This window comes from Streptomyces sp. NBC_01669 (assembly GCF_026339735.1).
In the GTDB taxonomy this organism is placed as follows: Bacteria; Actinomycetota; Actinomycetes; order Streptomycetales; family Streptomycetaceae; genus Streptomyces; species Streptomyces yanii.
Genome location: NZ_JAPEQG010000002.1, coordinates 115320 through 126988 on the forward strand (window position 1 = coordinate 115320; position 11669 = coordinate 126988).

Below are 11669 nucleotides of genomic sequence, written 5' to 3' on the forward strand. Positions count from 1 at the left end.
TCTGAGCAGGAAGTCCGACGGAAAATGGACTGCCTGCACACCCGACCAGGCCAACAGCGAAGAGCTCAGTTGCGCGCCGCAGTTGCTACCTCAACGTCACATGGGAAATACCGTGACGGTGGCAGTCGAAGGCGGCGGGGCAGAGATCCCTGGACCGCCCGTCGACGGCGCGCCGCCAGGTGCTCCGGGTGAGCGGTGGCTTCGAGGATGATTTGCGGTATTGGCCGCGTTGCCTATGGACATCTTGCCTCATGCCGATTGCGTAAATCCTCAGCCCGGAAGGCGAGGTCGGCGACAGACATGTATAGCTACATAGTCAAGGTCCGCGGAAAAACCTACGTGTGGGGATCCAACGGACTTACCAGCACCCTCGCTTGGCCACTTTTGCTCGTCATCAACAACGACGCCCTTGGTGATCCGATTACCGTCGGCTCGGAGGCGACTGGTTCGAACTCGACTTCCTACGGAACACTCCAGCCAGGAGAGTGCTGGACGGTCCCACTGCAGGGCCTTCGCGGCGTCTTTGCCAACTGCCCAACCGACACCACGTTGGCCTGCTCCATCCTGGTGCCGCAGCTGCAATCGTCTGGCTCGCCATGAGGACAGCCGGAAACCGAGCAACCCATTGACCACGTCAAGAGGGCGGTGTTTGGGGTGTCGACCGGAAAAGCGGTGAATCTACGCGTTCGACCAGTGCAATCGGCAGATCTGTGCTACCCCGTTGACGGAACCATCCTCTTTCAGCCGGACTCGCTACTCGGAAAGAGCGTACAGCCCTTCAACATCAACGGGCTGTACGAAATTCTGGGCCAGGGCCACTCCGACGGGAGGCTCATGTGGGAGGCCCAAAGCATACATCAGAACCTGGAGTCGCACATACTGTCCGAGCTACGGGCTGAACCCGTAAAGGCCGAACTGGAGCAAGCCATACGTATGCGCCAAAACGCCTACATCACGACGTACTCAGATGCAGTCCTCCAGCAGGTTCAGCGCATATACTTGGACAACCCGTCAGATCAGTCGATAGTCCTGCATAGGCTCGTCGAGGCCCTCGAGGTCGACACATCCGTGCTGCATGGAACCCTGGAACGCCTCTACATTCAAGATGGGCTTTGGGGAAATGCCATAAAGAAGGCGAGGACCGACACCACTTTCTCGTCCGTTCTTAACGTCCCCCCCGGTGTAGGGTTTCCCACCGAATACCAAAACACGGCGGCAAGCAAGTCGGAGGCGATGGGATACGAGTATCGGATGCCGTCGTCCGAGAATGACATCAGATACCACCGGGCCCGGATCGGTCAACGGCAGGAGTACCTGGCGGCCTTCCGGATGAGGGAGATGTGCGCGAACGGGGGCACGACGTTTCCCAACGAACTCGCCTCAATCGACCAGCAGATCAGGAAGCTACAGGTCGCGTACATCGACACGATGTTGGTGTCGCCGTTCGGTGGCGTCGTCACAGGCGTCTTCCGGAATACCGGTGACTTCGTGAGCGCCGGGCAACCGGTCATCCGCGTCGAGAACGACTCGTCGGTTTACCTCGTCGGCACCATCAAGTACCGCGGCATGCTCCGCCTGAACAGCAAGGTCGCGGTCAGCGCCACGCTCTTCGACGCACCTGGCGGTCAGCAGACGAAAATCGAAGGTGTCGTCTCCTCCGTCCGTGGACACGACTCCGTCGACGAGCAATGGGACGTTCTCATCCTCTGTTCCAACCGGACAGCGGGAGGTGACCCGATCCTCCCGTTGAATTACAACTTCGACTTCGAGAGCACCACCGTTGACATCACCGGCGCATGACGGACCGCATGGTGGGCGCGGGCAGGACCCAGCCGCGCACTGACCAACAAGGGCTTACACCATGGGAGACTTTTGGGACTGGCTCGATAAGCTTCTGGGCGGAGACGACCCGAGCAACCGCCAGAACCTGGGCGGCATGTCGGGCGCCTGGTCGTTCGGGCTGTCAAACTATTTCGCCCGGGCGCCCGGCCCGCTTGCCCCAGTGCTCACCACCTACTTCACTAGTGGCATCAACTTCGACGACCCATCGGACCTGGCCGAGGCCATGTCGATGCTCGACGCAGCCGCTGCGCAACGAATGATCGCTGACGATCAGGTGCCCGGGGACGGCGACAGAGTCAGGCGTGGTGAGCTCGAGCAGGCCGCCGCACACGGTCAGATGGCCGTCGACGAGCCGATCGGACAGGCGAACGGGGTGATCGGGCAGGTCGACCAAGCCGGGGGCGCAGAAGCAGAAGGTGGCCGCAGTCGGCCCGTCGGTTTCGGCCCGGACAGTGACCCGGACAGCGGCCGCCGGCTAGAGGTCCTTGATCGCTGGGGTTCGCCCAACGCGCCCGACACAGGGGAAACGTCCGCCGAGCGCCGGCTGCTGGGCTCCCCCACAGGGCAGTCCACCCAGAATCCCGACCAATCGGAGGCCCTTCGCCGGACGCGGCCGGAGAGCGCGCTGCCTGCTCGACCCGAGACGGGCGCCGCCCCCACCGTGTCCGCGTCGTCGGAGGCGTACGGGGGCCGCGACCCCTCGTGGACTCCGTTCTACGATCTCGGCGAGCTCCAAGTCCAGGTGCGCGGTGAGCCTCGGCCGGGACAAGGCGACGGCGTCCCCGAGGTCGTCATCCACGGTGTACGTCCGCCGCGGCCAGCGCGGACACTTCCACCGCGCCCCGAGACCAGCCCGGCTCCAGACGGCGGCCCCGAGCGAGGATTCTGGAACCGTGGCGGGACCGGACTAGCATTTGGCGTGGCGACGGGGGTTGCTGGGTTCGTCATCATCGTCTCGAACCCTGTCGGCTGGGTGGTCGGGCTCACTGGTGCGCTGATGTTGGCGAGCGGAGTCGCTGCGTCGGGGAGCAGCATTGTGGAGCTGGGTACCTCATACGCCGGCAAGACCACGGCCGAGCAGGACGCGGCTGCGAACCGGGCGACCTCCGCGGTACTCGGCACCAGCTCACCAGGGGGCCTCCTTGGGGGCGTCGCCGGAACCGTCTACTCCGGCGACGCCAACGGCTTCGAGCAAGGCGCGTTCGTGGGTGGACTGGCCGAAGGCGCAGCGTCACTAGGCGCCGGTCTCGGTCGGATGGGCGCACGGGAGTTGCGTTTCGGTTGGCCCCGGAACATGAGATGGGCGTCGGCCAGGACTCGCAATCAGCAGGTGTTTGAACTCGGTGACGTTGCCGCCCGCAGCCGCTACAACCCCCTCTTCCCGGCGTCGACGGAGCGCATTGAGTTGTCTCACTTCCTTCAGCGCCAGCCGAGCCAGATGCCGAACTCGTTGCCGGGAAGGATCCAGCGCTTGGTCGGGGAAAGTTGGTACGAACGGATCGTCAACCGGCCGTGGAACCTGATCCCCATGTGGGGAAGCGAGCACGCGCTCATCGACCCTAAACGGTATGGCTTGATGAAGGATTCGTTCAAGCTCTCGTACCCGCCGCTGACGGGAACCGCCCGGTGGGCGCGTTGGGCTCCACCGTGGCTCGTGCAATCGACATACGGGGGCATGCGGGCGGGTATTGCCGTTGGTGAATACATCCTGGTCGACGACACCGGCTCCGATACCGACTCCGAGGGTTTCAGCCCGCCTCCCGACTGAGGGGCGCGAGCCCGGAACAGCAAGGTCGGGAAGCCCTTTGCCGATCGCGTCGATGACCTCCAGCACGTACCCGCCAGCCAGCTGCACCACGAATGGGGCAGTCCATGGCCCGCTGACGCCGTGATCTGTTCGAGGTGGTGCTGGCGGACCCGGCATCACTGTGCCGGGAGTACAGGCAACGCAAGATCATCTGCTGGATTTCAGACAGTGCCCGTTGCCAGTCGACCTCCCGGCTCCTCGTTATGGTCATGCAGTCGGCGACGAACACCACGCTCAGGTTCTCGTCCCGTCTCACGGCGGTGAGGACCTCATCGGGCGCGGCGTCGGCCCAGGCCGGATCGTCGATGAGGTGGACGTGGGCCTCGAGCTCACCGTTCTCACCCCATGGCTGCGTCAAACCCGTCGCCGCCGCCTGCCATGCGGCTTCGTCGTTGTAGTCGGTCCTGATGATCAGGGCAGCAAATTCATCACGTCCGACAATCTCAGGCAACACACGCATGTGCCCCTCCCCAGAGGGGACCGACAGTCTCACGGAGCACTGGCACGGCCTTCGCTCGGGGACGCTACCGTTCGCAGCGTCGCCACAGCAGACTGGTCGCGACCGACAGCACCGGCAGCGTCGAAACCGTCCGCAGCGCCCTCGGCCGCCTCGTCGTTCCTCCCGCGCTCACTCGCGTGAACCTCGAAACCGGCCGGATCCGCTCATCGCGGCCTGGCCGGGTGAGTCACAAATACGACCGCGCTTTCAGGGTGGGTTCGGTTGGGTGAGGGGCAGGCCGGTGGCGGTGAGGCATCCGTCAATGAGGTGGGGCCGGAGCTGGGTTCTGCGTAACTCGCGGCGGAGTATGCGGTCGAGGTCGTCGGGTGTGTCGAACGCGGTGTTGGCCATCGCTCTTCGCAGCAGTGACCAGATCCCCTCGACGGGGTTGAGATCGGGTGCGTACGACGGGAGGCGGATGGTGGTGAGCCAGTCGTGCTCGGCCTCGTACCGCTTCAGGCCTGCCGTCAGGTGCGTGTTGAGATTGTCCCAGACCACCACGATCGGGCCGCCGAGCTGGATGTGGGCCCGTACCAGCAGGTCCCGGTAGTCCTTCCAGGAGAAGCTCTTGCGTGCACCCTTCAACAGCAGGAGACCGTGAGGCCGATATATCAGCCGGCTTGCCTCGCCGGGTTTGTAGCAGCACAGGGCTGCCACCGAGGTCCGTCGGCGGGAGCGTCCTCTGACCCGGATGACGGGGGTGTGTCCGCGCCGGCCCCAGGTGCGGGCGCGAGGCGGCGTCATGGAGAACCCGGCCTCGTCCTCGAAGACGATCCAGCCCCCACACGCCGCCGCGATCCTTTTACCCGCGGCCACACCTCCTTCTTCCACAGCTCGACGGCGTGATCGTCGCGCTCGAGTGCTCTGCGGGCGGGTGCCTGCCAGGACCAGCCGTGCCGTTTCAGCAGCCGCCACACCGTCGCCACCGACAGACTCAGCCGGAGCTGGTGGCAGATCACCGTCTGGACCCTGGCCAGGGTCCACCGCTCATCTTCGAAGCCGTGCGCAGCCGGACCCTTGCCCAATTCCTCTTCCAGCACGGCGAACTGGGCATCGGTGACAGCCGGAGAGTTCGCCGGCCCGGCCGAGCGCAGGGCCTCCATCCCGCCCTCACGCCAGGCGCGGCGCCAGCGTTCCACCGACCGCACACTCACCCGCAGATCCTTTGCGATCACCGCGGTCTTCTCACCCGCCGCGAACCGCCCGCCGGCCTGGAGCCGGATCTCCTCACGAAACGCCCGACGCTCAGCGGTCAGGCCCCCACCCTCCGGATAACGCATACCAACGGCATACCGCAGGGATCATGAACCGTCACTACCCGACGACAACCCGAAATCCTCAGTAACCGATGTCCAGGACCTCTCCGGGATGTCCGTCGCGCCCGACATCTTGGCGGGCTGATGGTCATCTGGTGGCGGGCGAACGCTGATGAAGCTCGCTGTGCCGATGGCGACGCCCGCTGACATACTGCCGCCTCGCGTTGGGCCAACCGAAGTTCGGGGGTGATCCCTGGGCGCTTCGCCGGGTGGATGTGGAATGCGCAAAAAACCCGCACATCATTGGTGTGCGGGTAAAAGAGAGGGGCAGTGGCCACGATGTGGCGAGTGCCCCTTCAAGTCCGAGCAGAGGCTATCAAGAGCGCCGCCGCCGTGCCTCCGCTCAGAGCAGGGACACATTATCTGCTCTACCTGCGCCGAGGCTCGACCTGGCAAATCTTCAGCGGCAGGCGTGCCAATACCTGCCGCACCCTGGGACGTTCTCGGTCCCAGCTCCCGGGCCCTGTCTCCCCCGGCCCGGGTAGGCCGCTCGGCGCATCAACAGTGACAGTGCCTCGGTCGGTCTCGTCGTCGTATGGCCCGCATCTGCTGGTTCCTCACCCTCAAGGGAGGAGTGAGACATCACTCGACTGGCACATGAGGGCTCTACTCGTGCGTACCATCTCTAGACACTGCTGCACATTGCGGCAGTTATGTCCTGCGGGTGTCCCAGTCAGCACAGCCTGGGCACCTGCCTCCACCCGCTCGCGGACCGGGTTCGTGCTTCTCACCGCCGTACCCGCGAGCTGCAGAAAGGCCCATGACATGTCTGAAATTCAGGCTCACGCCACAGGACTGACGTCGCAGTACATCGCCCAGGTGACGGGCGACCTCGAGCGCAACGTCAAGGAGCAGGAACGCATCAGTGCGGAAATCGAGGAGCTGCAGGAGCAGTTGGGTGCCCTGCAGCACGACCACTCCGTGCTGGTGAGCATGCAGGAGGCACTCGGCGGCGCGAACGCAGTCGGCGAGGCAGACACCACGGCCGCGCCGACCGTACCGCGCCAGGCCACCGCCGAACCCCGGCAGAGCACGCCGAAGAAGGCGGCCGCCACGAGTGCAAAGACGACGGCATCCAAGAAGGGGGCCGCCAAGGCGTCCTCCGCCAAGGCCTCGTCCGCGAAGACACCGTCCGCGAAGGGCTCGTCGGCCAAGGGCTCGCCCGCGAAGGTACCCACGACAGACGCCAAGCCGACCCTCGTCAACCTGATCCGCGGCCACCTGGAGCAGCAGAACGAGCCGCGGTCCGCCACCGAGGTCTCCGCCGCGCTCACGCAGGCCCACCCTGACCGCGGCGTCAAGACCACCGTTGTGCGTACCACCCTCGAAGGGCTGGTCGCCAAGAGCCAGGCTCAGCGCACCAAGCAGGGCTCGTCCGTCTTCTACACCGCGACGGCCGCTTCGGAGCCTGCTGCGGCCGAGCCCCAGCAGGAGACAGTGGCCGGCTGACAACCCGAAGCAGCGCGCATCTCCTGCGCTCGTCGCGGAGGTAGGGCCAGTTCTGGGGCTGGGTGAGGTAGACGGCATCGGTGCGGAGGGCGATGACGGTGCCGGGCGGGGCGTGGAGGGCGCCGGCGTAGGTGTCGTCGTCGCGGTGGCGCTGGGAGAGCAGGGCGGCGCGGGCGGAGGACCAGATGTGGGCGGCCCATTCGGGGTGGGCGTTGGGGTCGCGGGTGAAGCCGGTGGGGCGTTGCCAGGTGATGGTGGTGTTGTCGAAGCCGATGATTTCGGCGTCCGGGGGGACGTCGCGCTCTGCGGTGCGGGGGGTGGTGCCGGTGACGGTGCGGGGTCGTTGGGCGAAGGCGCCGATGCCGTAGAGGAGGATCGCGCGGACGGCGCGGGAGGCGAGGTGGGCGGCGGTGCGCTGTGCGGGGTCGCCGAGGGGATACTGGCAAATTTACGAAGGAGACGCGGAGGGACTGACACTGGACAACACGGACTCACGTCACCAAAGGTTCGGAGTCACGTCACCTTGATCAGCTCTGGAAAACCGGCCCCGTACCGCTCCAGAATGTCTGCACCGGCTCTGACCAGGGACGATGGCCCTGGTCGCCGGTAGGGCACTCTGGGTACATATGCTCGTGCGCCTGCTCTACCTGTTCGCCACGCGGATCCTCGCGTGGCTCGTCCTACTCTCCCGTTCCTCCGCCGCCAAGAACGCCGAAATACTGATCTTGCGGCACGAGGTCGCGGTCCTGCGCCGTCAGGTCGCCGCCCCGAAACCCAGATGGTCGGACCGCGCCCTGCTCGCCGCCCTCGTCCGACTGCTCCCCCGGCCGCTGCACTGCCAGCGGATTGTCTCCCCGCGCACCCTCCTCGCCTGGCACCAGCGCCTGATCCAGCAGAAATGGACCCAGCCCACTCCCCCGGGACGCCCGCCCCTCTCCGAGCAGCTGCGCGAGCTGATCGTCCGGCTCGGCTCCGAGAACCCCCGATGGGGGTTCCGCCGCGTACACGGCGAGCTGCGCCGACTCGGGCACAAGGTCAGCCCGGCCACGGTGCGCCGAGTCCTGCGCGCCGCCGGCCTCGGGCCCGCGCCCCGCCCCCACCCGGCGCGCGGCGAGTGGACTGCCTTCCTCAAGACCCACGCACACGGGCTACTCGCCACCGATCTGTTCCATGTGGACACCATCGGATTGCAGCGGCTGTACGCGCTGTTCGTCCTGGAGGTGCGTACCCGCACCGTCCACATCCTCGGCGTCACCGACCATCCCACCGCGGCTTGGGCCACCCAGCAGGCCCGACAGATGCTGTGGCACCTCAGCGACCGCGCGACCGAGTTCACCCACCTGATCCACGACCGGGACGCGAAGTTCACCGCCGCCTTCGACGCCGTCTTCACCAGCGAAGGCATCACCGTGACGAAGATCCCTCCGCGCAGCCCCAACTGCAACCCCCACGCGGAACGCTTCGTGCGGTCTGTACGGGAGGAGTGCACCGACCGCCTGTTGATCTTCAACCGCAGCCATGCCGAGAAAATCCTCCACGACTACGCCCGGCACTTCAACAACCACCGCCCCCACCAAGGGCGAGATCAGCTCGCACCCCTGGACGACCCCAACGTCATACCCCTCCCAGCCGCCCGGATCCAACGCCGACAAGCCGTCACCGGCCTCATCAATGAATATCGCCCAGCAAGCTGATCACTCAGCAAAGCAGCAGGTCAGGGCCGGTGCAGCCGTTCTGAAGCGGTACGGGCCTATCTGACCGCAACGACAGAGGCGGAGCGAACTCCGGCGCTTCGCGCCTCCGGGCTTAGGATGCGTTTCCCTCCCCGGCCGAAGCCGGGGATACCCACGCAAGAACAGGGATGGAGGAGTCGGGGGGGTTCACTCAGACGGTGATCGTTCGTCGCTGAGCACCCGATTGCAAAGCCGGACTGCCGATGGTGGCGTTGGCAGGTCGCGAGCTGTTTAGTCAGTGCTCATGTAGTCCAGCCGCAGCGCGCCGTCGCGAGAACCGGTAGCGAGCACTGCCGTGCCGTCAGGGCGGAGCGCCGCAGTGGCGGCGTATCCGGGATGAGGCAGTGCGAGTTGCTCGCCGGTCAGTGCGTTCCACTGGCGGACGGTGTAGTCGTCGTATGCCACGATCACGCGGGGTGAGCCGGCGACCGGAACGACGGAGGTGGTGTGCGGAAACCGGTCGCCAGTGGGTATGGGCGGACCGAACGCTTTGCCGGTGGCTGCGTCCCACCGGTGGATCGCATGTTCGTCGTCGTGCGCCACCAGGAGCACCCGTCGGTCCGGAAGTCGGCACGAGGAAAGGTTGAAGACGCGCCCATCGGCGCTGACTGGCAGCGGCTCACCGACGGATTCGCCGGTCTCGGCGTGCCAGCGGCGCACGGTGTCGTCCTCGCCGCCGGTGACCACCAGCGGTGTGCCGTCCGGCAAGTTGAGGGTCGTGAGGGTGATGACGTAGCCGCGGTTGCACTCCCAGGCCGGTCCGTCTGGTTCGCCGGTGGCCGCATCCCAGCGGTGGAGATGGCCGTCGATGCCCGCCCCGAGAAACACTGTCCGCCCGCTCGCGGATATCGCTGTGGTGACCTGCCAGATCGTCGTTGTGTCGTCGACCCGGCCCAGGGACTGTCCCGTTGCAGCGTCCCAGCGGTGCAGTCCGTCCGGGTCCGACGTCGCCAGGATCAGCCGGCCATCCGGCAGGTGCGCGAGGGCGCCGTTGTGCACGATGAGCCATGGGTCTGCCTCAAAGTCGACGACACGGCGGCCGGAGAGAGTATCCCAACAGCGCATTTCACCGTCGCCCTCGCAACCTGCCGTGAACAGCAGTTCCCGCCCGTCATCCGGAAACCACCACGCCAGCGGATGAGCACGAGAGCGATGGGCGTTGGCAATGCGACGCATCGGGTCTCCTGGGCGTGCCGGGATGGACGCAATAGATGGTTGGGAACATGTCGAGCGGGTCGATCATATCTTCGAATACTCGGTGGCTAGTGTCTCGTGATTCCGTCAGCGTTACTTGATCTCGCGTGGCTCGTTCTCTTGGCATGGAGCTCTCTGTGGAACAGGCCGCCGAGTTGCGGGAGTTGGTCAACAGTCGGGACGTGCCCGCGGATATAGCCATGCGGGCCCGGATCGTCCTGTGGTCGGGCGAGGGACGTCGGCGCAAGGACATTGCCGAGCTGCTCGGGGTGTCGCTGCCGACCGTGGACCGCTGGAAGACCCGTTATGCCGAGCACGGGTTGGCCGGCCTGGAAGGCGACCGGCCCGGCGGGGCCCGGGAGCAGGTTCCGGCGCGGATTCGGGCTCGGGTGATCGCGCTGACGCGCATGACGCCGCCGGCCGTCACCGGTCTTTCGCATTGGTCCACACGCGAGCTGGCGAAGTATTTGAAGCGGACCGAGAACGTCACCGTGTCCTGGCACTACGTTGCGCGGATCTGGCGCGAGGAGAATCTCAAGCCGCACCGCAATGGCACCTTCAAGATTTCGAAGGACCCTGCGTTCGCGGACAAGGTCGCCGATGTCGTCGGCCTCTACCTCGCTCCGCCGGGCGGCGCGGTCGTGCTGTCCATCGACGAGAAAACGCAGGTCCAGGCGCTGGACCGGACCCAGCCGGTGCTGCCCGTCACCTTCGCGGCCACCGAGAAACGCACGCACGACTACGTCCGGCACGGCACCACGAACCTGTTCGCCGCACTCAACGTCGGCACCGGCGAAGTCATCGGCGAGTGCAAGCCGAGCCGGAACGGCAAGAACTTCCTGGCCTTCCTGAAGAAGGCGGTGAAACCGCACGGGGGCAAGGAGATCCACGTCGTTCTGGACAACCTCTCCACCCACACCACGCCGGAGGTGAAGGCATGGCTGGCGAGTAATCCGCACGTCCACTTCCACTTCACCCCCGTCGGGTCTTCCTGGATCAACCAAATCGAGACCTGGTTCGGAATGCTGACCCGCCAGTCGATCCGCCGCGGCACGTTCTCCAGTGTGAACGTCCTGATCAAGCAGATCCGTGACTACATCGACTCCTGGAACTCCGAGGCCAGACCGTTCACCTGGACCGCAACTGCCGAAGAGATCCTGACGAAGGTCCGACTCGTCCAGACCAACGTCAAGAAACTCGTCGCAAACAACTCAAAGTGATGCAAACGGAATCACGAGACACTAGTGGGTCGTCGGACACATGGCCGGTGTCGGGGGAGGCGGATTCCTGCCGCTTTGCCCGGCTGTGCCGTGCCTCCTCGCGCTGGGCGGCCACGTCAGGGATGACGGCGATGGTCTCGGTGAAGCGGCCCTGCCGGATGAGAAGTTCAGCCAGGTCGGTTGCGGCCCGCTTGCCGGGCAGCGGGCGCACGAGGGCGATGGCCTCCTCGACACGGCCGTCCTGCGCGAGCAGCCACGCGATGGTCACCTCGCGGTCCTCGACCTCATCGGCTGGCAGGGCTTCGATCTCCGCGATCGCTTCCCGGGCACGTCCCGCCTCTCCCATCAGCCACCACCGGTTGGACCGGAGCCAGAACGCCTCGTTCTCCGCGAGGAACTCAGGGCTGCGCCCTTCCGTGAGTTCAAGCGCCTGGTCGTACCGGCCCTTTTCTGCGAGCAGGAGCATGGCCGCCTGGAGGAGGTTTCCGTCATAGAGGTCGTCGAACGTGTGCTCCACCGCTTTGACGGCGTCGTCGAAGCGGCCCTGGCGGAAGAGCAGCTCCATCAGCATGCTCTCGTACCAGCCCGGATACCTGGCCGCGATGAGGC

At 65.8% G+C, this 11669-nt stretch carries 10 protein-coding genes; 5 read left to right on the forward strand and 5 right to left on the reverse strand.

Features of this window, described 5'->3' with window-relative positions:
• The first annotated feature begins 654 nt into the window (after nt 1-654).
• On the forward strand, nt 655-1800 hold the full coding sequence (locus OG972_RS41395; protein WP_266991337.1) for an HlyD family efflux transporter periplasmic adaptor subunit: 1146 nt from the start codon (nt 655-657) through the stop codon (nt 1798-1800).
• 61 nt (nt 1801-1861) lie between these two features.
• On the forward strand, nt 1862-3610 hold the full coding sequence (locus OG972_RS41400; protein ID WP_266991339.1) for a hypothetical protein: 1749 nt from the start codon (nt 1862-1864) through the stop codon (nt 3608-3610).
• Here OG972_RS41400 and OG972_RS41405 read toward each other — a convergent pair.
• From OG972_RS41405 to OG972_RS41415, 3 genes are all read right to left on the reverse strand, one after another.
• On the reverse strand, nt 3591-4109 hold the full coding sequence (locus tag OG972_RS41405; protein WP_266991341.1) for a hypothetical protein: 519 nt from the start codon (nt 4107-4109) through the stop codon (nt 3591-3593). The two genes, OG972_RS41400 and OG972_RS41405, sit on opposite strands and share 20 nt — an antisense overlap.
• A gap of 246 nt (nt 4110-4355) precedes the next feature.
• Nucleotides 4356-4892, reverse strand: a complete 537-nt coding sequence (locus tag OG972_RS41410) for a transposase (RefSeq protein ID WP_266992940.1) — start codon at nt 4890-4892, stop codon at nt 4356-4358.
• Complete coding sequence (locus tag OG972_RS41415) at nt 4889-5428, reverse strand: winged helix-turn-helix domain-containing protein (protein ID WP_266991343.1); 540 nt, start codon at nt 5426-5428, stop codon at nt 4889-4891. Before OG972_RS41415 ends, OG972_RS41410 begins: the two co-directional genes overlap by 4 nt.
• 801 nt (nt 5429-6229) lie before the next feature.
• Between OG972_RS41415 and OG972_RS41420 the strand changes: the two genes are divergently transcribed.
• Together OG972_RS41420 and OG972_RS41425 are read left to right on the forward strand one after the other, a co-directional pair.
• Nucleotides 6230-6913, forward strand: a complete 684-nt coding sequence (locus OG972_RS41420; protein ID WP_266991345.1) for a hypothetical protein — start codon at nt 6230-6232, stop codon at nt 6911-6913.
• Nucleotides 6914-7539: 626 nt separating this feature from the next.
• Complete coding sequence (locus OG972_RS41425) at nt 7540-8607, forward strand: integrase core domain-containing protein (protein WP_266991347.1); 1068 nt, start codon at nt 7540-7542, stop codon at nt 8605-8607.
• 270 nt (nt 8608-8877) lie between these two features.
• Here OG972_RS41425 and OG972_RS41430 read toward each other — a convergent pair whose 3' ends face one another.
• A complete protein-coding gene (locus OG972_RS41430) occupies nt 8878-9645 on the reverse strand; it encodes a WD40 repeat domain-containing protein (protein ID WP_266991349.1) in 768 nt (255 codons plus the stop codon).
• Between the two features lie 320 nt (nt 9646-9965).
• On the opposite strand from OG972_RS41430, the gene OG972_RS41435 reads away from it, so the two are divergent.
• Nucleotides 9966-11060 carry an IS630 family transposase gene (locus OG972_RS41435; RefSeq protein ID WP_266985531.1) on the forward strand — a complete coding sequence of 365 codons (1095 nt, stop codon included), beginning with the start codon at nt 9966-9968 and terminating at the stop codon, nt 11058-11060.
• Here OG972_RS41435 and OG972_RS41440 read toward each other — a convergent pair.
• Nucleotides 11029-11631, reverse strand: coding sequence for a hypothetical protein (locus OG972_RS41440; protein WP_266991351.1), 603 nt, complete (start codon nt 11629-11631; stop codon nt 11029-11031). The genes OG972_RS41435 and OG972_RS41440 overlap by 32 nt on opposite strands.
• Between the last annotated feature and the right edge of the window lie 38 nt (nt 11632-11669).

Coding starts and splice junctions, on each gene's coding strand:
- OG972_RS41400 (WP_266991339.1), top strand. CDS start 1,862: ATGGGAGACTTTTGGGACTGGCTCGATAAGCTTCTGGGCGGAGACGAC.
- OG972_RS41405 (WP_266991341.1), bottom strand. CDS start 4,109: ATGCGTGTGTTGCCTGAGATTGTCGGACGTGATGAATTTGCTGCCCTG.
- OG972_RS41410 (WP_266992940.1), bottom strand. CDS start 4,892: ATGACGCCGCCTCGCGCCCGCACCTGGGGCCGGCGCGGACACACCCCC.
- OG972_RS41415 (WP_266991343.1), bottom strand. CDS start 5,428: ATGCGTTATCCGGAGGGTGGGGGCCTGACCGCTGAGCGTCGGGCGTTT.
- OG972_RS41420 (WP_266991345.1), top strand. CDS start 6,230: ATGTCTGAAATTCAGGCTCACGCCACAGGACTGACGTCGCAGTACATC.
- OG972_RS41425 (WP_266991347.1), top strand. CDS start 7,540: ATGCTCGTGCGCCTGCTCTACCTGTTCGCCACGCGGATCCTCGCGTGG.
- OG972_RS41435 (WP_266985531.1), top strand. CDS start 9,966: ATGGAGCTCTCTGTGGAACAGGCCGCCGAGTTGCGGGAGTTGGTCAAC.
- OG972_RS41440 (WP_266991351.1), bottom strand. CDS start 11,631: ATGCTGATGGAGCTGCTCTTCCGCCAGGGCCGCTTCGACGACGCCGTC.